18 protein-coding genes are annotated in these 21634 nt (G+C 45.0%); 14 read left to right on the forward strand and 4 right to left on the reverse strand.

Annotated features, from left to right (window positions below; genetic code table 11):
* Positions 1 to 36: 36 nt before the first annotated feature.
* From Q4549_RS16160 to tldD, 13 genes are all read left to right on the forward strand, one after another.
* Positions 37 to 513: a type II secretion system protein gene (locus tag Q4549_RS16160; protein ID WP_303553418.1), complete on the forward strand. Its 477-nt coding sequence runs from the start codon at positions 37 to 39 to the stop codon at positions 511 to 513.
* On the forward strand, positions 500 to 1027 hold the full coding sequence (locus Q4549_RS16165) for a prepilin-type N-terminal cleavage/methylation domain-containing protein (RefSeq protein ID WP_303553419.1): 528 nt from the start codon (positions 500 to 502) through the stop codon (positions 1025 to 1027). The genes Q4549_RS16160 and Q4549_RS16165 overlap by 14 nt, the downstream gene beginning before the upstream one ends.
* Entirely contained in the window at positions 1027 to 1860 is an 834-nt protein-coding gene (locus tag Q4549_RS16170) for a PilW family protein (protein ID WP_303553420.1), read from the forward strand. The genes Q4549_RS16165 and Q4549_RS16170 overlap by 1 nt, the downstream gene beginning before the upstream one ends.
* Entirely contained in the window at positions 1832 to 2296 is a 465-nt protein-coding gene (locus tag Q4549_RS16175) for a hypothetical protein (protein ID WP_303553421.1), read from the forward strand. The genes Q4549_RS16170 and Q4549_RS16175 overlap by 29 nt, the downstream gene beginning before the upstream one ends.
* A complete protein-coding gene (locus Q4549_RS16180) occupies positions 2293 to 6198 on the forward strand; it encodes a DUF6701 domain-containing protein (protein ID WP_303553422.1) in 3906 nt (1301 codons plus the stop codon). The genes Q4549_RS16175 and Q4549_RS16180 overlap by 4 nt, the downstream gene beginning before the upstream one ends.
* Positions 6199 to 6379: 181 nt before the next feature.
* Entirely contained in the window at positions 6380 to 7423 is a 1044-nt protein-coding gene (locus Q4549_RS16185; RefSeq protein WP_016400728.1) for a rod shape-determining protein, read from the forward strand.
* A gap of 76 nt (positions 7424 to 7499) precedes the next feature.
* A complete protein-coding gene (mreC, locus tag Q4549_RS16190; RefSeq protein ID WP_137673633.1) occupies positions 7500 to 8315 on the forward strand; it encodes a rod shape-determining protein MreC in 816 nt (271 codons plus the stop codon).
* A 27-nt stretch (positions 8316 to 8342) separates the two neighbouring features.
* Positions 8343 to 8828: a rod shape-determining protein MreD gene (gene mreD / locus Q4549_RS16195; protein ID WP_303553423.1), complete on the forward strand. Its 486-nt coding sequence runs from the start codon at positions 8343 to 8345 to the stop codon at positions 8826 to 8828.
* Positions 8828 to 9403: a nucleoside triphosphate pyrophosphatase gene (locus Q4549_RS16200; RefSeq protein ID WP_303553424.1), complete on the forward strand. Its 576-nt coding sequence runs from the start codon at positions 8828 to 8830 to the stop codon at positions 9401 to 9403. The genes mreD and Q4549_RS16200 overlap by 1 nt, the downstream gene beginning before the upstream one ends.
* A 6-nt stretch (positions 9404 to 9409) precedes the next feature.
* Entirely contained in the window at positions 9410 to 10879 is a 1470-nt protein-coding gene (gene rng / locus Q4549_RS16205) for a ribonuclease G (RefSeq protein ID WP_303513977.1), read from the forward strand.
* 4 nt (positions 10880 to 10883) lie between these two features.
* On the forward strand, positions 10884 to 14750 hold the full coding sequence (locus Q4549_RS16210; RefSeq protein WP_303553425.1) for a YhdP family protein: 3867 nt from the start codon (positions 10884 to 10886) through the stop codon (positions 14748 to 14750).
* The gene (locus tag Q4549_RS16215; RefSeq protein WP_303553426.1) at positions 14750 to 15574 is read left to right on the forward strand and encodes a carbon-nitrogen hydrolase family protein; all 825 of its coding nucleotides are present in this window, start codon (positions 14750 to 14752) and stop codon (positions 15572 to 15574) included. Before Q4549_RS16210 ends, Q4549_RS16215 begins: the two co-directional genes overlap by 1 nt.
* Positions 15575 to 15579: 5 nt before the next feature.
* Complete coding sequence (tldD, locus tag Q4549_RS16220; RefSeq protein WP_303553427.1) at positions 15580 to 17025, forward strand: metalloprotease TldD; 1446 nt, start codon at positions 15580 to 15582, stop codon at positions 17023 to 17025.
* A 25-nt stretch (positions 17026 to 17050) separates the two neighbouring features.
* Here the strand turns inward: tldD and yjgA are convergent, their stop codons facing one another.
* A complete protein-coding gene (gene yjgA / locus Q4549_RS16225) occupies positions 17051 to 17554 on the reverse strand; it encodes a ribosome biogenesis factor YjgA (protein ID WP_137673639.1) in 504 nt (167 codons plus the stop codon).
* 104 nt (positions 17555 to 17658) lie between these two features.
* Between yjgA and pmbA the strand changes: the two genes are divergently transcribed.
* The gene (gene pmbA / locus Q4549_RS16230; protein ID WP_303553428.1) at positions 17659 to 18996 is read left to right on the forward strand and encodes a metalloprotease PmbA; all 1338 of its coding nucleotides are present in this window, start codon (positions 17659 to 17661) and stop codon (positions 18994 to 18996) included.
* Positions 18997 to 19078: 82 nt separating this feature from the next.
* On the opposite strand, the gene mgtE is transcribed toward pmbA, so the two are convergent.
* The 3 genes from mgtE to rapZ all read right to left on the reverse strand — a co-directional run bounded on the left by mgtE (position 19079) and on the right by rapZ (position 21623).
* The gene (gene mgtE / locus Q4549_RS16235) at positions 19079 to 20440 is read right to left on the reverse strand and encodes a magnesium transporter (RefSeq protein ID WP_303513962.1); all 1362 of its coding nucleotides are present in this window, start codon (positions 20438 to 20440) and stop codon (positions 19079 to 19081) included.
* Between the two features lie 69 nt (positions 20441 to 20509).
* The gene (locus Q4549_RS16240) at positions 20510 to 20800 is read right to left on the reverse strand and encodes an HPr family phosphocarrier protein (RefSeq protein WP_174235950.1); all 291 of its coding nucleotides are present in this window, start codon (positions 20798 to 20800) and stop codon (positions 20510 to 20512) included.
* Entirely contained in the window at positions 20766 to 21623 is an 858-nt protein-coding gene (gene rapZ, locus Q4549_RS16245) for an RNase adapter RapZ (protein WP_303513958.1), read from the reverse strand. The genes Q4549_RS16240 and rapZ overlap by 35 nt, the downstream gene beginning before the upstream one ends.
* Positions 21624 to 21634: the final 11 nt, after the last annotated feature.

A 21634-nucleotide genomic window follows, 5' to 3' on the forward strand; every position in this document is an offset into this window, starting at 1 on the left:
CTAGCTTCGGCTAGCCTTAACTTCTGAACTATTAGATTGATAAATCATTCTAAACCTCATCCTCGACATTCCGGCTTTACCATTATTGAGCTGGTGATTACGCTTATCCTCATTGGCATCCTTGCCATAACAGTACTACCCAAATTTTTTCGCGGTGGCTTTGCTGAAATAAGCCTGCGCGAGCAATTGCTAAGTCGTTTACATTTAGTACAAACCCAAGCAATGAACCATTATCAAGATTGCTTTTTTTTGCAGATAAACAGCGATAATTATTTTTCTGGAGAGCTTGCTACCAACGGCAACTGTATTAACTCTGCTGATTTCTTAGAAGATATCTCTTTTTCTAGCGATCTCACTGTTAGCCAAGGTGTTATTCGTTTTGATGGACTTGGGCGAGTTAGGCTGGTTGATTCTAGCTTATGTTCGCAATTCCCCTGCATCATTAGTGTTCAAGGTGAAGAAACTCACACCATTGTTATAGAGTCAGAGGGCTATATTCATGCGCCCTTGTAAAAGCTACAGAAATAGCGGGTTTACTTTGATTGAGCTGATTGTTGGCATAGTCGTGCTTGCGATTTCGCTTGTAGTCATTACCTCATTTTTAGCACCTCAAGCGGTGCGTAGCATTGATCCTATTTACCAAGTACGATCGGCCGAATTAGGGTCTAGCCTAATGAATGAAATATTGTCAAAGTCATTTGACGAAAACTCGGATCATACTGGCGGAGGGCTGTGGCGTTGTGGTGAAACAGGGCAGCCCGCTTGTACAGCCGCAGATAGCTATGGTCCGGACGGAGAAACTCGCTCTCAATATAACGATGTGGATGATTACCATACTAATGGTAATTTTATCGCTATTGACGACAGTTTAGGAACTAACTTAGCCAACATCTATCGCAACTATTCTTATCGAGTAGCTATCGACAGTTCCGAAAATGGCATTAATGCAGCTAAACGCATCGATTTGTGGATAAGGGCGCCTAATGGAGCGGATTACGCCTTTAGTGCTTATCGGTGGAATTACTAATGACTAAGCAAATGGGCTTTACGCTTATTGAACTCGTCATTACCATGGTGTTATTGGCCATACTGGCGATTGCTACCACCGACTTTTTGCGTACCGGCAGCCTTATTTACCGTCAAAGTGCTGATAGACAGGTGTTGCTAGGTGAGGCGCGTTTTGCCATTGAGCGCCTAAACAGAGAGTTGCACAATAGTTTACCGAATAGTGCTCGCTTAGATCCTAATGGGGCCGGTATCACTGATTATTGTTTGAGTTTTGTGCCTACCATCTCGGCGCATACTTATATTGACATTCCTGTTGCCCCGAGTAGTTCGGCGTCAGTAGCGGTAGTTACTTCACCAAGTCAACCATTGAGTATCTCTACCGCAGAACCAGCCTGGCTAAGCACTTACATACTCAACTCCGATGAAGTGCTACTGGCGTCTGGAGGTTTGGTAAACGCAGGCTGTAATTCTGCAACTGGCAAAGTGTTTTGCTTAGCTAACATAAGTGAAGATGCTAGCTCGGGAGCCAGTACCCTAGGTTTTTCCGATTCTTCAAATAATGCAACATCAGTGAGTTTTACTACTGACTCACCCTCACAGAGAACTTTTATATTGGGGGAGCCGATTCGCTATTGTGTTGAAAACAATCGCTTGCTGCGTTTTCAGCCAGCTGACAGTGGTACCGGTGTACTAATGGCGAGTAAACTCGAAAACCCTAGTACCGTGCAACCCTTTCAGGTGGTACAGCCTAGCTTGACCAGAAACGGCTTAGTGAACTTACGCTTGCGGTTTGTTGAAAATAATGAGGTAGTGGAATTTAATCATGACATCGTCATTCTCAACCAGCCTTAAGCAGGGACAACTAGTTAGCCACACTGCTAAGCAGCAGGGTAGTGCGTTGGTGATTGCGATTTTTGTGATTGTGGTGATGGCTTTAATTAGTGCTGCATTAACGGTGATGCTACAAGATACCTCTCGCAATGCAGCTTGGGATGTATTAGGTACTCGTGCCGAGTTAGCCGCTTATTCTGGCTTAGAACAAAGCTTGTCTGAACTGTTTCCTTTAAATACACCGAATACAACCCCAGGCAATTGCAGCGATGTGACGCCGAATCCTACTTTAAATGGGCAAGCTTTTGGTAGCTGCAGTGTGGCAGTTACCTGTCAAAAAAACGATATAGCGCAATTAAATGCGCGCTTTTTTGATTTGCAAGCCACCGCTTCTTGCGGCTCTGGTGAGGTTCTCGTCCAACGTTCTCAACAAATTCAAGCGAGGAGCGGCTTATGAGATTAACGGCACTAATTAGCCCTCTTCTTATTAGTCTTCTGGTGATTCCTCAGTTAGCTTTAGCCGTTGATTGTGTAGACGTATTTACCAGCCCTATAGCATCTTCACAAAATAATCGTCGTTTGGAGATAAATTGGTTAGCGCGTGTCTATGGAAGCAATCAAGGGCGATTAGATATAGCTAGCGTTGATAAAGTTAGCTCGTCAGATGGAAATACTTGTCCTGATGCCAATACCGATTGTGTGGCTAGCGGAAGTTTAGCCTCGGCGGGTAGCAATGTTAATATTGAAAAAATTAACAACGGGCAGTCCGTTAATGTAGGTTATCAACAAACGGTCACGCTTGGATCAGGAAGCTATAACACAAATAATTTTGCAGATATTCAAGGGGCTACTCAAAGTACTATCAACTTTTCTAGTGATCGCAATGAGTATTTTATTGAGAATGTGAATGTAGGTTATCAATCTGCTTTACGCCTCACACCAGGGACGTATTGGATAGATGGTGATTTTGCCATCGGCCAGGAGGCCACACTAGAATTGCTTGGCTCCAGTGGTACGATAAAAATATTTGTGGGTGGCAACGTCACCGCAGGTTACCAAGCTAAGTTGAATGTAAATGGCGACCCTTTACGTTTGGCCATTTATACCCGAGAGGGCATCGATTTAGCCAATGAAACTGAGTCTGCTTTTATTGGTTACGCTAGACGGAACATTGCTTTAAATTACCAAGCCGAATTAGAGGGGGCGTTATTCACCCAGCAACGCGATGTGGTAATGGTAAACGAGTCGATTGTTCGAGGAATTGCTAATCCAGGAGAAGTTGATTTTTCTCCTCTGTGTAATACTAGCGTGACAGAACCACTTCTATTGCAGTTTGGCAGCGCTGGCGCAGGGCAAAATGGTGGTACGGTTACATTTGACCAAACTTATCTGTCTAAACCTCTAGTCTTTTTGATGACGCCTATCGATGCTAACGATCCAAACAATGACGGACCGGTAGCTGCGCTAGTCACCAGTGTAGATGTTGATAAATTTACATGGGTACGACAAGAGCCTCCTTTCAACTCCACGGCATCAAAAAACATAGAAGCAGTAGATTGGATTGCTGTTAATGAAGGTGAGCATTTTCTCGAAGACGGCACTGAGTTAAGAGCGGGCAAGATAAGCACCAATACTGCTTTTCCGTTTCCCGACAGAGACTATTTTAATGTAGATATGCCCAACAATTTGTCGGTGGTGTTGCATCAAAGCCAGTCGCGTAACAACAATTGCTGGCTCACCACCACGTCAGAATATAACAATAATGGTATTCGCTTAGCGATTGATAACAGTGAAGCCTACGACTTCCGCTTTTTCGCACGTTATTGTAACTCACAAAATGACTCAATTTATTACACTGACTTACAAGATGAAACCGTCGCCTACCTCGCAACAGAGCCAGTAGTAGGAGCCATTACTGTAGATAATGAAGTTATTAATTATCAATTTGGTAACTCGTTAACTCACGGTAGTGGTGGAAGCACTATTACACCGCAAGCAACGTGTGATTACACCACTCCTTATCAAAACAACTTGTTCTCTTCGCCGCCTATATTGGTGGCCAGCAAAAATGAACGTAGAGGTAACAATGGCGGTTGGTTGAGACGCTGTCAGCACAACGCGGCTGATTTCTCAATGATTACAGAGGAAGACCAATACCTTGATAATGAACGAAGCCATTTAGCGGAAAGCTACAGCTACATGGCATTTAGTTCTAATGCTTCGGTGGCTGTTCCTGGGCTTAAAATCTCTGCTCAGGAATTTGGTTTAACCTGTGATATTCATGAGGTGACCATTCAAGCAACTCTTGATGGGCAAGTGGATCAAAGTTTTGTAGGAACGGTGAATCTATCCACCTCCAGCAATAAAGGTACCTGGTCGAAAGGAAACGGACTAGGCAACCTAGTACCAGAAAATAACAACGGCAAAGCAAGTTATGGTTTCACTGCTGCTGATTTAGGTGAGGTGAGTTTAGGTTTATTTCATCCTCTGGAAGGCCCCGTAACTATAACTGTTGTAGATGGCACGGTAGGTGATTCTACCTTAGTAACTTTCAATGCTTATGGTTTTGAAGAAAAACTGGTGGGAGCATGGGGCGAGAATCCTCATAAGGCAAATACAGAGTTTAAATTACAACTTACAGTTGTGGGTAAAGACCCTGATGGAACCGAGTGTCGTCCAATCGCTAATTATGAAGGGCAGAAGAATCTTCGTTTTTGGACTGATTATACGCTACCAGCATCTGGCACTCGGCAGTTAGCAGTAAAGAACCAAAGCACCAATAATTATGTGGATGTAAGCACTACCCAAGCACTACGTACAGCAGTAGCTATTAACTTTGTTGATGGTTTAGCAGAAATAGATCTTCGGTACCCAGATGTAGGCCGCTTAGGCATTAATTTTTGGGATGAAGAGGGCTCTGTGGTGGATGGAAATACCACTACCTTGTTAGGCAGTGCTAGCGCTGAATTGATACCAGATAGATTTGAGTGGGCGTTGATTGAAAATGAAGTCAATGAAACTAACCCGAGTTCAAGTAATGATACAGTGCCATTTGCCAGGGCTGGCACGCCTTTTAAATCTTGGTTAGCGGCGCGAATAGCAAATTGCACACCGTCTTCGGTAACCGATTCTTCATGTGATGCGGCTAATTTTATCGCTGACACCGATAAGCTTGGGCTCAAAGCCGATCTCGCCTCGCCAGATAGTGGCGTATTAGGCACATTTAATGATGGCGTTATTGTCAGTCAGATTGCCGGCATCGTGGTGGTTGACGAAAACGAGTATCACGAGGTGGGAAGTATCAATTACTCCGGTTGGATCAGCGAGTATTTGAATTACACTTTTGTCTATCCTGACGATACAGATCTAAATACCGTTATAGATTATGACGTCAGTGTGGCAAATACTGAGGTGGGTATGTTTTACCCTCATCACTTTGAACTGTCGTCGGCAGTGCTAGGGGCAGCATGTACTTTAGGGGACTTTAGTTATATTGGCCAGAAAGAACAAAAAGTGACTTGGATATTACAAGCCGAGAGTGCTAATGGCTCGATCACAGAAAATTACACAGATAGTATTTATCTTGTAAATACTGATTTTAGCCGTTGGCAGTTTAATAGCAGCTCTAGCATCTTAGGTTTCGACGATGGATTGGAGATTGATGATGTTACCGCGATATGGAGCCAAGGCATTTTTGCGCAAACCGATGAAGTAATGGCTGGTTTGTTAAAACCTGTAGCGGCACAAGCCCCAGTAACAGATGGCAAGTTACGCTTGTTTTATAATCTATATTTTGATGATGCGACTTTGCTTAGTGCAGATATTGTTTCCGATCCTGATGCTGGTGGCTTTGATTGCGGTATAGATTCTGATGAAGGTTCTTATTGTGATTTAGGCACCGTACCGGAACTACGCCATGGCCGCATAAAACTCAACAACGGCTTTGGTTCTGAGTTGCAAGCGATTGCCGTTACTGGTGATTTACAGTACTTCGACGGTACTCAGTACATTCGCAATACCGAAGACGCTTGTAGTAACTTAAATCTTGCACCTCTAGATTTTTCTCCTAAAACAGATGCTACAAATGCAACGGTAGGTGGCGGTACTTCAACTGTTAGTCTCCGTAGCCCTGGTATTGCTAACCAAGGTGTCATTTGGGTCGACTTTACCGCTCCGGGCGAAGGTAACACTGGTAGTGTCGATTATTGGTTTAACCTAGACACTAACTTGAATTGGCTTCGTGAAGATTGGAATGGCAATGGAAGCTTTGAGAATGCAGACGACGCAGCAGGTGCTGGACAAGTCACCTTTGGTATTTTCCGCCAAAGTGACAGGGTTATTTATCGCCGGATGCTATAAATCTTAAGTTTTGTATGAAAAATGTACACCTTGGTTCAAAGATATTGGATTAGCTAGGTGATAGTCTTCACTATCCTTGGCTTCTCTCTATAGTATGCTTGCTCATCGGTGCCTGCGTTGGTAAAGTGAGCCAAGTTTTAATCGCGTATCATCGACACTATTTCTCAGGATTTTCCCAGCTATGTTTAAAAAGCTTCGAGGCTTGTTTTCTAACGATTTGTCTATCGACTTAGGAACAGCTAATACACTTATTTATGTTAAAGATCAGGGGATCGTTCTTAACGAACCTTCAGTAGTGGCGATTCGCCAAGAGCGCGCTGGTAGCCCAAAAAGTGTAGCAGCGGTAGGACATGCCGCTAAGCAAATGCTCGGACGAACTCCAGGTAACATATTAGCGATTCGCCCAATGAAAGACGGGGTAATTGCAGATTTCTACGTGACAGAGAAAATGTTACAGCACTTTATCAAGCAAGTGCATGACAACAACTTCTTACGTCCTAGTCCTCGAGTTTTAGTGTGTGTACCTTGTGGTTCTACTCAGGTTGAGCGTCGAGCTATTCGTGAATCGGCCATGGGAGCAGGAGCGCGTGAGGTTTATCTTATTGATGAGCCAATGGCTGCAGCTATTGGCGCCGGTTTGCCGGTATCTGAAGCAACCGGTTCTATGGTGGTAGATATTGGTGGTGGTACCACCGAAGTGGCTATTATCTCTTTGAACGGCGTGGTGTATTCATCTTCAGTACGTATTGGTGGCGACAAATTTGACGATGCCATTATAAACTACGTGCGCCGTAACTACGGCAGCCTCATTGGTGAAGCAACCGCTGAGCGCATCAAACATGTGATTGGCTCTGCTTATCCGGGAGATGAAGTACGTGAAATTGAAGTACGTGGTCGTAACCTAGCTGAAGGTGTTCCAAGAAGCTTCACTTTAAACAGCAATGAAATCTTAGAAGCACTGCAAGAGCCGCTTTCCGGTATTGTTAGTGCAGTAATGGTTGCCCTTGAGCAAAGCCCACCAGAGCTTGCCTCAGACATTTCTGAGCGTGGTATGGTACTCACAGGTGGTGGTGCACTCGTGCGTGACTTAGACCGTTTACTCATGGAAGAAACGGGTATTCCAGTTGTGGTTGCAGACGATCCGCTAACTTGTGTGGCGCGTGGTGGCGGTAAAGCTATCGAAATGATCGACATGCACGGCGGCGACTTATTCCACTACGAATAAGCTGCTGTAGCACGGGCACAGTATTGTGCCCGTTGCTTTATTTGAAACAACTCGACAACTACTCAGGTAACGACCGATGAAACCTATCTTCGGCCCAGGTCCATCTCTAGAGCTTCGCCTTGCGCTCGCTGTTGTATTGTCAATTTCTTTGATTTTTATCGATAGTAAACTGATAGCCTTCAAACAGGTTCGTGTTTATTTACATTCCGCTGTAAGCCCTCTGCAATACATTGCTAACATGCCGGGTCAACTTATGGACTCGATGTCTAATCAAGTGATTACTCGTGAACAGCTCAAACGAGAAAACAGCTCCTTAAAAGAACAGTTGATACTTAACCGAGCAGACCAACTGTTAATGGAAAGCCTTGCTAAAGAAAATACCCGCTTGCGCGCGTTATTAGGCTCACCTGTTCGAAATGACAGCCGCAAGCTGGTGGCTGAAATTATGGCGGTAGATTCAGATCCTTTTTCTCACCAAGTGGTGATTGATAAAGGCAAATTGGATGGTGTTTACGAAGGTCAGCCGGTGATTAATGATATCGGTGTTATTGGCCAAGTATTACATGTAGGCACGACTACTAGCCGAATATTACTCATTACTGATGCTAGCCATGGTATTCCGGTGCGGATTGCTCGTAACGATATTCGCGCGGTAGCCACCGGTACTGGTGAACTCAGTCGATTACAGCTACCACATATTCCGCGCAGCACCGATATTGGTGAAGGTGATGTGTTAGTAACCTCTGGTTTAGGTGGAGTGTTTCCTGAAGGGTATCCGGTAGCGGTAGTGAATCGATTCGACTATCAAGAAGGTAAACCCTATGCCGATGTGGTGGCGACACCGGTGGTTGAATTGGACCGCTTGCGCTACCTATTGTTGATTTGGCCCTAAGTTTGAGTGGCAGTATAAAGGCACAACATGATTGAGAAGATTAATGGCCGTGGCGCCATTATTGGCAGTTTGTTTATCGCATTAATTTTAGCGATTATTCCGCTACCCATAGTGGCCGATGCGTTCCGCCCTGATTGGGTATTGGTATGTGTTTTTTATTGGACCATTGCCTTACCGCATCGCAGCAATGTGGGCGTCGCTTTTGTTGTAGGGGTCATTCTCGATATATTGCTAGGCTCCACTTTAGGCGTTAGAGCATTGGCGATGTCTATTGTGGCGTATATTGTCGCAACTAACTTTACCCGTTTACGCAATTTTTCAGTGTGGCAGCAAGCTCTGGTTGTGGGTGGCATGACTGGTTTAGCCAAAATTGTGGTGTTTTGGGCTGAATACCTAGTGCAAGATATTCAGTTACCTGCAGGGTACTTTTACCCAGTGATTACTACATCTGTGGCTTGGCCTTGGATATTTTTGTTGTTACGCAAACTACGTCGCCAATGGAAGATTTCTTAATGTCGTCAACTTCACTGATTTTAGCCTCATCCTCACCAAGACGAGTAGAGTTGTTGGCTCAACTTGACTGGCCATTTACCACCCAAGCTGCTGATATTGATGAAACCCCGATTGTTGGTGAGCTTCCAGAACAACTGGTACGCAGGTTAGCTGAGCAAAAAGCCGCGGCGATTTATCATCAGCAAAACGATTCTTCTATTGCTGTGTTGGGCTCAGATACTATTGTGGTATGTGATGGCCATATTTTAGGTAAGCCACAAGATGCAAATGACAGCCAACGCATGTTGAGTTTACTAAGTGCTAAGCAGCACCAAGTAATGACGGCGGTCAGCCTGTATCATCACTCAAAAGCGCATACGCAGTTAGTCACTACCTCGGTCTATTTTTGCGCTCTTTCTGCCAAACAAATGGTGGATTATTGGGATAGTGGAGAACCTTGTGACAAAGCAGGCAGTTACGCCATTCAAGGTGTAGGTGGTAAGTTTGTCGAGCGTATTGAAGGTAGTTATAGCTCGGTGGTCGGCCTACCTTTGGTAGAGACTGACCGTTTACTTCATTTACATTTAACTCGCTAGGTTATTATGTCAGCAGAATTATTGATCAATGTTACACCTACAGAAACTCGTGTTGCCCTAGTTGATAGCGGGATTTTGCAAGAAACCCATGTTGAACGAGATGCCCGCCGTGGCATTGTGGGTAATATGTATAAAGGCCGTGTGAGTCGAGTATTACCCGGTATGCAAGCGGCATTTGTAGATATAGGTTTAGATAAAGCTGCGTTTTTACATGCTTCTGACATTGTGCCACACACTGAGTGCGTGGATGTTACTGAGCAGGAACACTTTCAAGCAGGCAATATTGCTGAATTGGTACGCCAAGGCCAAGATATTATGGTGCAGGTGGTAAAAGATCCACTTGGTACCAAAGGCGCGCGTTTAACCACTGATATTACCCTCCCTTCTCGTTACTTAGTGTTTATGCCAGGTAGCAGTCACGTAGGGGTATCGCAGCGCATTGAAAGTGAAGAAGAGCGTGATCGTCTTAAAGAAATCTGTAGTGATTTTGTTGATGATTTAGGTGGCTTTATTATTCGTACTGCTGCCGAAGGAGTAGGTGCCGATGAGCTCGAGCAAGACGCCGCCTTTTTAAAACGCGTTTGGCGTAAAGTACTGCAACGCAAAGAGAGCTCTCCTAGTAAAAGTAAGTTGTATGCAGAACTGAATTTAGCGCTGCGTATTATTCGTGACTTTGTGGGTACCCATTTAGACCGGATTCGGGTTGACTCGCGAGAGACTTATGAGCAACTAATCTCTTTTAGCGCAGAATTTGTTCCTGAGTTTACTGAAATTCTTGAGTATTACGCTGGCGACCGACCGATATTTGATTTATTTGATGTAGAGAATGAAATTCAGCGAGCGCTAAAACGCCGTGTAGACTTAAAGTCTGGCGGCTATTTGATTATCGATCAAACCGAAGCGATGACCACTATCGACATCAACACCGGCGCTTTTGTTGGTCATCGAAATCTCGAAGAAACCATTTTTAACACCAATATTGAAGCCACTCAATCTATTGCTCGTCAGCTACGTTTACGTAACCTGGGTGGCATTGTGATTATCGATTTCATTGATATGACCGATTCGGAACACCAGCGCAGAGTACTGCATAGCCTAGAGTTAGCGCTGGCTAAAGATCGTGCTAAAACTAACATTAGTGGCTTCTCGCAACTTGGTTTAGTTGAGATGACACGTAAACGTACTCGTGAAAGTATTGAACATATCCTATGCGGCGAGTGTCCAACTTGTCGTGGCCGCGGCACAGTGAAAACAGTTGAGACTGTTTGTTACGAAGCTTTACGAGAAATCATTCGGGTTAACCGGGCTTACGACGCCGATAACTTCATCGTGTATGCATCAACCAAAGTAGCTGAAATGCTAATGGGAGATGAGTCGCATAGTTTAGCTGAATTAGAGGTCTTTATTGGAAAGCAAGTACGTGTTCAAACCGAACCTATGTATAGCCAAGAGCAGTTTGACGTGGTGTTAATGTAAATCTATGGCAACTCCTTTTGCTCGCGGGGCGAGAAAGTGCTGGCATGGTTTAGCGTTATTATTGGTTATTGTTGCCGTGTGCTTGAGTATTGCACGCGGCATTTTAAGTTTTGCGACTAACTACAAAGACGACTTAGCGTCTTGGCTGGTGGATGGACAGCAAGCCGATTTAACTATTGGCCAGCTTAGTGCGCGGATGCATAATTTTCGCCCTATGTTGGTATTTGAAGATAGCCAAGTAGCCATTGGAGAAAACCGAGAAACTACCTTCAGTGTAGGCGCATTGATGTTGGAGTTAGATCTCTGGCAAAGTATTGAGCAAGGCCAAGTGGTATTTAAAGACTTGGTGCTCGACCAAGTCAATTTTCAGTTAGCTATTGACCCCCATAGTGCGCGTTCTCAGCGAGATTTTAGCCAAAGTTATCAAGCCATTGCCGATGTATTTCTTGGCCAATTAACTCGTTTTAGCTTAACCAATAGCTTGATAGAAATTGAGTTTCCTGAACATAGTATGAACTTTGATATCGCCAGTTTAGATTGGGTGAACAATGGTCAACTACACCAAGGAAACGGTGAAATACTTATTGGCCAAGATTTACAAAATGGCCGAATAAGCTTTCGAGTAGATTTGGTTGGTGATGCCTCAAATGTAGACTCTTTAAGCGGTAAGTTATTTGCTAAAGGGCAACAGCTTAACTTAAATGCTATGCCGCGTTTATTAGGGCGAAGTTCAGAACATCTAGGTAGTGATTTAAACCTGTCTTTATGGGTTGATTTTGGTGCTGATCAACAGCAGCGTTGGGTAGTGCAATGGCAACCTAGTTATGTTTATTGGGGAGCTGACAACGAACAGCATTTGGTTATCGACAGTGGTTTAGCCCAAGGTCTCAAAGTTGCCGATGATTGGCGTATCGATAAGCTGCCCTGGGAGATTAGTGTTAATAGCCTTGACGCTGATTTTTCCCTGCAAGCCTTGCTCAATAAGCAAGGCCAAGCATGGCGCCTTGCCAAGTATGACCTAGCCACCTGGTCACCTGCCTTAGTGGCGCTTGAACAGGAAGGGGAGATTGCTTGGTCAAGGTTGATCACCGAAGGCCAATTAGACCAGTTGCAACTCAATTACTCACATGCCGACAAAGCCCTGGCCTATCAAGCTGATATTTCTGGCTTGAGCACCGTGGGACAATCTTACCTGCCTAGTATTCACGCGCTAAATGCAAACATTCGTGGCGATAAACAAGGTGCTCACTTAAGCTTGCAACAGCAAGGGGCATTCCAGCTCGCAGCTCAATTTGTAGAAACTTGGCAAGTACAACAACTCGCATCAGAGATTGAAATTAGCTTTGGTGATGCGGGCTTAAGCCTAAAGAGTGAGGCTACCCAATTGCTTACTCCTGAATTAGATTTTGCTGGTCAATGGGCGCTTATTTGGCCGGAACAAGGCAAGTGGCCACTACTGAGTTTAATGGCTAATGCCGAGATTAAAGATGCCGGTAAGGCCTATTGGTACTACCCAAATGTAATGCCGGATAAGGTATTCTCCTATTTAGAAGGCGCGCTCTTAGCAGGTGCCGCAAAAGATAGCCAAATCCTTTGGTACGGGCAGTTAAACAACTATCCCTATGACCAACACAATGGCATTTTCCAAGCCTTTGTACCGCTAGATGATGCTACCTTTAAGTTTGACCCAGATTGGCCTGCCTTAGAAGAGTTGCAGCTAGATTTGCTATTTCAGAATGATGGCCTGTTTATGGAGAGTAATCGGGCGCGTTTAGGAGAGGTTCCTGCACAACGTATTAGTGCCAGTATTCCTAAATTTTATAGTGGGTCGGAACTGTTTATTACTGGCGAAATTGCCGGACCAGCCAGCGCGGTACAAGACTATTTACTGCAATCACCGATTGAAGCCTTAAGTGCAAGCCTGCAGCAGCTTCCGTTAGGAGATGGTGATGTAGCGGGTGAAATTTACCTTAATATTCCGCTCTCTGACGGAGATGTTGAGGTAAATGGCCATGTAGACTTCAATGGTAATGGCATTGAAGTATTACCAGCGGGCATGAGCCTTAGTCAGCTAAACGGCCGCTTGTATTTTCAGAATGAGCAATTGCGTACCAATAACTTATCAGCCCTGTGGCGGGGGATGCCCTTAGACATCAAGTTTAATACTGAAGCGGACGCTGATAATTATCTGCTTAACTTTGATTTAGCAGGGCGATGGCCATTGGTGGAGGCTGAGCGTGCTTTTGGTATTCCACTTACCGAGTACGCAAAAGGTAATTTACGTTGGCAAGGGGATTTAGATATTCGCCTTAAGCCGGAAGGTTTGTTTGATTACAACGGTGATTTTCGAAGCGATTTACTGGGGGTAAGCATGAACTTGCCCGCACCAATGAAAAAAGCGTCAACCCTTAGCTGGCCTACTGCGCTTAGCGTTAACGGCGATCACCTTACTAGTAAATTTCAATTAGAGTCTAATCAGTTGGTCTCCGCTACGGCTAAAGTAGAATTTGCTGACGACCAAAAGAAGCTGAAATACGCACTGCTTAATTTAGGTGCTGATAACAACTTGTTGTGGGAAGGGGAAGGCTTAGCCATGTCTTTCGATTTTCCTGAGCTGGATCTGGAACCGTGGCTTTTTTGGGCAAAAGAGCAAATTAAATTTACCCCTGAGAAGCCTGAAACAGACTACACCAACGTGAGTTTAGAAGTGCCAGAGTTAATGTTTGTACGAGGCGCAGTCACTAAAGCAACCTTGCTGGATCAAACACTGGATAACTTTGATATTGCGTTTTTACCGCGCAGTAAAACCCAGTTACAAATAGAGTCCGAGCAGTTAGTGGCTAGCCTTGCGGCACCTAAGCATCCCTCGGTTGAACAGCCAGTAAATATTGTTATTGAAAAGGCGAATTTAGAACAAATTGATTTTGGCCGTTTTGAAGAACAAGTAGAACAAGACTTACAAAAACTGGAGTCACGACAAACTACTTCAGAAACCAGCGGTCATAGTTTGTTAAAAGTTTTGCCGCCTCTCAAGCTCAGCTGCAGCGGTTGTCAGCTTGGAGATTACCGTTTAGGAAATGTAAAAGTTGATTTGCCGATCGAGAACCAAGCGATGGAAAACGGCCGCTTATGGGTTGATTGGGGACATAGCCAATTAACTTCAGCTTTGTTTTGGAATGCCCCAGACGGTGCCGAGCAAGCTGGCTTAGCAGGTTCTTTTGAGAGCACCAGTATGGAAAAAGTATTTGAGGATCTCGGCCAAGAAAGCCCGCTGAAAGGCACGCCTGCACGTTTCACCTTTGATGTTAACTGGCGCGATAGTTTATTGAGTCCTGAAATGAGCAGCTTAGATGGCAATATCAAGGTTCAAGCCGACAAAGGCGTGGTGACGGAAATGAGCGATAAAGGTACCCGTTTATTAACCTTAGCCAGTTTGGATACTATTCGTCGCCGACTTAAACTGGATTTTAGCGACGTATTTGAAAAAGGCATGCACTTTGACTCATTGAGCGGCAGCATCACCTTTAAACAGGGCGTTGGTAATAATCAGGACTTTTTCTTTGATGGCGTGGCGGGCTCTATGCGAGGCAAAGGCGAGGTTGATTTTCGAGATGGTCAAATTGATTATCTAGTGAGCTACTCTCCTAAAGTTACTTCAAGTTTGCCGGTACTGGCAGCATTTTTGGTCACTCCCGCTACTGGGGTCGCTGTATTGGCTTTATCTAAGTTGTTAGAACCAGTGGTGGAAGTGGTGACGCAAATTGATTTTGCGCTCACTGGCAATATTGGTGAGCCAGAGTTGATAGAATTAGAGCGGGTTAAACAAGAAATCAAAGTGCCAGATAAGTTTCGTCCTAAGGAGTCTCGCTGATGAATTTAATTGCCTTGCAAATGACTTCTGGAAGTTCACTGGTGGACAACTTAGCCCAAGCTGAAGAGTTGCTAAAGCAGGCCCAGCCACACGCGGGAGATTTGGTATTGTTGCCAGAGAACTTTGCTCAATATGGTGGCGGAGACCAAGCGTATATCAGTATTGCTGAGCCACTTGCAAATGGCCCTATTCAACAATGGTTAGCCGAACAGGCCAAACGCTATGCTATTTATTTGGTGGCGGGAAGCGTGCCAACACAAGCTGATGATAATGCTCGTTGTTATACCTCCAGTTTAGCGTTTTCTCCTGATGGTGAGTTACTGCAGCATTATCATAAATTGCATTTATTCGATGTTGAGGTTGCCGACAACGTAGGCAGCTATAGAGAATCAGATAGTTTTGTTGCGGGCCAGCAGCTTGCTTGGTTTGATATTGATGGAATTCGTGTTGGTATGGCGATTTGTTTTGATTTGCGTTTTCCTTATTTATTTCAGCTGCTGCGCCAACAGGGCTGTGATATTGTATTAGTTCCTGCAGCGTTTACTGCGCTAACGGGGGAAGCCCATTGGCAGCCACTGTTACAAGCTCGAGCCATCGAAAATCAGTTATATCTGATTGCTGCAAATCAAACTGGAACACATGACAACCAACGCCAAACATGGGGACACTCGATGATAGTGGATCCATGGGGGCGTTGTTTAGATCTACAAACAAGCGGAATAGCGCCAGCAAGAGCCGAATTTAATCCGCAGTTGTTAAAGCAAGTTAGGGACCGGATGCCTGTGCCGTTGCATGGTCAATTATATTTAGGGTGGAGAGAATAAACACTATGTCGTTTGAAAAAGTCAGTCAGTCATTACTGGTGCCGGGTGGCATTGGCGAGCAAGAATTAACAATGGCGCTGACCGAGGTAGCAAAACACCAAATTGATTACGCTGATCTGTATTTTCAACATAGTCGCCATGAGTCTTGGGTGCTAGAAGACGGCATTGTAAAAGAAGGTAGCTATAACATTGAGCAAGGCGTTGGTGTTCGCGCGATTAGCGGCGAACAAACGGGTTTTGCTTATTCAGATGTGATTAATCAAAGCGCGTTAATTCAAACTTGCCAGGCTGCCCGAGGTATTAATGCTAAAGCAGGTTCCGCAAAAGTAAAACCATTTACTCGAGTTAGCGCTGAGCAGTTTTATCAGTCAGACAACCCTTTAGTCAGCTTATCCAACCAACAAAAAATTGCTTTGTTAGAACGTGCAGATAAATATGCGCGAAGCTTAGATTCTTCAGTGACACAAGTGATCGTTAGCTTAAGTGGCGTTTATGAAGAAGTGTTAGTAGCTGCCAGTGACGGTACCTTAGCTGCAGATATTCGCCCGTTAATTCGCTTTAACTGTAGCGTATTGGTAGAGCGAAACGAGCGCCGTGAGCGAGGCTCTGCTGGTGGCGGTGGCCGAAGCAACTATAGCTATTTCTTGGAAGACGTAAATGGCCGCGAACGGGCGATGGGCTTTGTTGATGAAGCCGTACGCCAAGCCTTAGTGAATTTGGAAGCAGTAGATGCCCCAGCTGGACTTATGCCGGTAGTGTTAGGTGCCGGTTGGCCAGGCGTGTTGCTGCATGAAGCGGTAGGTCATGGTTTAGAGGGAGATTTTAACCGTAAGGGCTCCTCTGCATTTAGTGGCTGCATGGGTGAGCAAGTCGCCTCCAGCTTATGTACAGTGGTAGATGATGGCACGATGGGAAATCGTCGTGGTTCGGTCAGTATCGATGATGAGGGTACGCCAGGCCAATACAATGTATTGATTGAAAAAGGTGTGCTTAAAGGCTACATGCAAGACAAGCACAACGCCCAGCTTATGAATACGCATTCTACCGGTAATGGCCGACGCGAGTCTTATGCCCATTTGCCTCTACCGCGTATGACAAATACTTATATGTTGCCCGGTGAAAGTGAACCCGAAGAGCTTATTGCTTCGGTTAAACGAGGTATTTATGCGCCCAACTTTGGTGGCGGCCAAGTAGATATTACATCAGGTAAATTTGTATTTTCTGCCTCAGAAGCTTACCTCATCGAAGACGGCAAAATTACCGCGCCAATTAAAGGCGCCACCTTAATTGGTAGCGGACCAGAAGTGATGCAGCAAGTGTCGATGGTTGGCAATGACCTCGCGCTAGACCAAGGTGTTGGTGTATGTGGTAAAGAAGGTCAAAGTGTACCGGTAGGAGTAGGACAGCCTAGCTTGAAGCTGGATGAGCTTACTGTAGGTGGTACAGCATAGTAAAAAGGGGCGTTAAGCCCCTTTTTTAATGGTGTTCTTTTAGGTACTTAGCCAGTTCTTGATGGGCTTTGTCTGGCTTTTCTTGCTCTAATTCTTTTTTAGCTTGGCGGACTAATTGGCGAAGCTTTTGGCGCTCAAAGTTAGGGTTCTCAGCTACTAAGTTATTAATCGCTGAATCGCCTTCGGCAATTAACAGATCACGTTGTTTATCTAACGCAAGTTGCGCTTGAGCCTGATAAATATGTTTATTACGGATCTTGTCTAAGCCAGCATTAATTTGCTCTTCATTTTCAGTACGCATCACTTTGCCAATGTAGTTCATATGGCGGCGTGAGGCTTCGCGTTTGTCTTTCAAACGTTTAGCTAGGGCAATGGCTTCGCGTAAGGTTGGACTCATCTCAATGGTGGCTAGCTGCGGATTGGTTAATCCAACTAAATCGGCACCTAGTTTTTTCAGCCGGTCTGCTTCTCGCTTGATTTCGGATTTACTGATCCAATCGTCATCATCAATGGGCTGTTCTTTCTTCATTTTTAACTCTCATGGTACTTTTTTTCATATCTTACCAGTTCTTGCATATGGTCGCTCGATGAGTTTTGTTATGCTAGGGAAATGCATGGAGATGAAGAATAACAATGAGCCCTGAAAAACAAGTTAGCCAAGAGTTAAGCCAATTAAAACAGGCTGTAGAGTTTGCCATTCAAGAAGCCAAACAACTAGGAGCCGACGAATCGGAAGTGTCGATTTCTAAGCAAACCGGAATTTGCGTGGCTACTCGTGATCAAGAAGTGGAAACGCTGGAGTTTAATCACGATGGTGCCTTGGGGATCGCGGTTTATACGGCTAACTGTAAGGGCAGTGCTTCAACCTCAGATTTAAGCCCAGAAGCGATTAAGAATGCAGTGAAAGCGGCTTACGATATTTCTAAATTCACTTCGGCAGATAAAGCTGCCGGAATCGCCGACAAAGAGCTACTCGCCACTGATATTCCTGATTTAGATTTATTCCACCCACACCCACTAGAGCCTGACCGTTTTATTGAGCTTGCCAAAAAGTGTGAGGGATTAGCGTTGGCTAACCCTAAAATAAAAGCCAGTGATGGGGCGAACATTAATAGTCACTACGGGGTTAAAGTATTTGGGAATAGCCACGGCTTTGTTGGCGGTTACCCGACCAGTCGTCATAGTATTAGTTGTATGTTGATCGCCGGTGAAAAAGATATGCAACGTGATTACGCCTACAGCGTAGCGCGTGACTTCTCTGACCTCGACAGTATTGAAGAGATTGCTGCTCAAGCGACCAGTAAAACCCTAGGGCGTTTAGGTAGTCGCAAAATTTCTACTTGTGAAGTGCCGGTAGTATTTGACCAAGAAGTGGCGGGTAGCTTGTTTGGCCATTTAATTGGAGCGATTAGTGGCGGTAATTTATATCGTCGTTCGTCATTTTTACTCGATAGTTTGGGTAAAAAATTGTTCCCGAGTTGGTTGTCTATTTACGAAGACCCATTTGTTAAAAAGGGCTTATCCAGTACGCCTTTTGACAGCGAAGGTGTAGCACCTAAAGCTAAACACATTATTGCCGATGGTGTTTTGGAGTCTTATTTATTAACGACTTATGCGGGCCGTAAGTTGGGGATGCAAAGTACAGGGCATGCGGGCGGTATTCATAACTGGCTTGTGAAAAACAGCGGTGTAAATAGGGCTGAGCTGTTAAAGCAAATGGGGACAGGCTTATTGGTAACCGAAATGATGGGCCAAGGGGTAAATACGGTAACTGGAGACTACTCTCGCGGCGCTGCTGGATACTGGGTAGAAAACGGTGAAATTGCTTTTCCAGTACATGAAATCACCGTGGCCAGTACTTTGCCTGAAATGTTTGCGAATGTTGTCGCTATTGCTGATGACTTCGATAAAGAGAGTGCTATTCAAACGGGCTCGATATTGATTTCTTCAATGAAGATTGCAGGTAGCTAAAGACAGTTGGATTGGGCTAGAGCGACAAAGAAGCTGAATTGCTTGCTCTAGCTCTGTTCTCGTTTCTGGCCTCTAGCTTTGTTTAAGCCAGTATTAAGGTGGCCATTCCTAAGAAAGAGAATAAGCCCATTACATCTGTAATGGTGGTTAAAGCCATACCGCCAGCTAATGCTGGGTCGATGTTAAATTTCTTCATTAGCAGAGGAATAGTGACGCCAGCAAGCCCGGCTAATGACATATTTACAAACATCGCGCCTGCAATGATCACTCCCAGTGTCCAATCCCCTTTCCAAAAGGTTACTACTAGCGCAATCACCGTGGCCCAAATCATACCGTTAAGCATGCCAATAGCCGCTTCTTTGCCGATGAGCCAGCGTGAGTTACCTTCCCCAATATGCCCCACAGCTAAGCCACGGATTACCAAGGCAAGTGTTTGATTACCGGCAATGCCTCCCATACTAGGGACAATCGTCATTAAAATCGCCAAGGTGGCTAATTGTTCCAAGGTAGACTCAAACATGTTACTGATAGAGGCTGCGATTAACGCTGCACACAAGTTTATTGCTAGCCAAAAGGTTCTACGTTGAGTACTTTTTATTACTGGCGCAAAGGTATCTTCGTCATCATCCATGCCTGCCATACCCATCATACTGTGCTCGGCATTTTCACGAATAATATCAACCACATCATCAATGGTTACTCGACCCAATAAGTGACCTTGTTCATCGACGACAGGGGCGGATATCCAGTCGTGGCGCTCAAATAATGCAGCTACATCATCTTCATCCATCGCTACCGGAATGGTCTCTGCTTTACTGTCCATTACATCGCGTACGTTAACATTGGGGTTAACGGTAAGCAGGGTGGATAAGGGGATATCACCGAGTAGTGAATCATCCTCGTCCACCACATACAGGGCGTCTGTGGCTTCGGGTAATTCACCGCGCACCCGTAAGTAGCGTAATACCACATCAATGGTGACGTCGGCACGAATGGTGATGGTATCAGTGTTCATGATACTGCCGGCAGTATCTTCAGGGTAGGCTAAGGCGGCTTCTACGCGATGGCGATCTTGCCCGTCCATCTGTTCTAATACTTCTTGATAAACACTATCAGGCAGGCTACGCAGCACGTACGCGATGTCGTCGGTATCCATGCCTTCTGTGGCTGCGGCAAGCGTCTCAGGCGCCATTAATTGCAGCACGCCTTCCATTACGTCTTCGTTAAGTTCTTCGAGAATTTCGCCGTGTTGTTCAGGATCGGTGAGTTGCCATAACACTTTCCGCCCTGCTGGGGGGCTAGATTCTAGCAGTAAGGCTACGTCACAGGCCGGCATTTGATGAAGCATGCGCCTAACATGCACAAACATACCGCTGTCTAGAGCTTGGTTAAGCTCCTGTAAACGTTTGTGCTGATTAGGGTTTAACTCCATCTCTTCCGGCATAAGCATTCCCTATTATTGTTTGTTTAAGCGGCGCTTGCTAAGTGTAGCGTGTGTTTATTGCGCTTTGGTTTATTCTTCGTCGAAATTCGCTTCTATTAACGCTTGAACGGCATCTAAAGCGGCAGTGGCATCGTCCCCTTCGGAAATAATGGTTAAGGTATTTCCTTGAGCGCTGGCTAACACCAACAAGCCCATTACACTGGCGGCAGAGGCGGTTTTCTCGCCATCGATAATGGTTAGTTCAGCATCAAATTTCTGGGCCAGCTCTACCAGTTTTGTCGCTGGGCGAGCATGCAGCCCCAGCTTGTTTTTAACGATAACTTGTCTAGTGAGCTTCAAGACGGTGTTCCAAAGTGCGATGGCGACGTTGTACTTTACGCTGGGCACTAAAGTGTTCAGCTAATTTTTCTGCTACATAAACACTGCGGTGTTGGCCACCAGTGCAACCAATGGCAATGGTTAGGTAAGCGCGGTTATTGGCTTCCAAATGCGGTAACCAAGATTGTAGTAAATCACGAATTTGCTCAATGTATTGATTGACCAAAGCTTGTGCAGATAAATACTCTTGAACAGGTTTATCTAAGCCTGTCAGTGGCCGCAACTCTTCTTGCCAATGAGGGTTAGGCAGAAATCTAGCATCAAACATATAGTCAGCATCATTAGGCACGCCGTTTTTAAAGCCAAATGATTCAAACACTAAAATTAACTGTTGTTGCTGATCGCCAGTTACTCTAGAGCGAATTAAGCCACTTAGCTCATGCACTGATAAGCGTGAAGTATCGATGCGTAAATCAGCATTTCGAGATAACGGTGCCAGCAGCTCGGTTTCCGATTCAATCGCTTCCGCCAGAGACAAATTAGTTTGACTCAGCGGGTGAACTCGCCGAGTTTCGCTGTAACGGCGGATCAACGCTTCGTCTTTGGCATCTAAAAAAATGCTTAATAGATTCACATCAGGGCCGGCGTTGCGAATAATTTGGCCTATCGGTGAAGGTTCGTCTGGGAGGTTTCGAATATCGATACTTATTGCTACTTTAGAGTAAGTATTTTTTAAGTTATCGATAAGAGATTGCCATAACACAACCGGGAGGTTGTCTACGCAATAGTAGCCCAGATCTTCTAGTACTCTTAAGGCGACGGTTTTTCCTGAACCTGAACGCCCACTCACGATAATGAGTTCCATGACTATCCCTA

This window comes from Agarivorans sp. 2_MG-2023 (assembly GCF_030548085.1).
In the GTDB taxonomy this organism is placed as follows: domain Bacteria; phylum Pseudomonadota; class Gammaproteobacteria; order Enterobacterales; family Celerinatantimonadaceae; genus Agarivorans.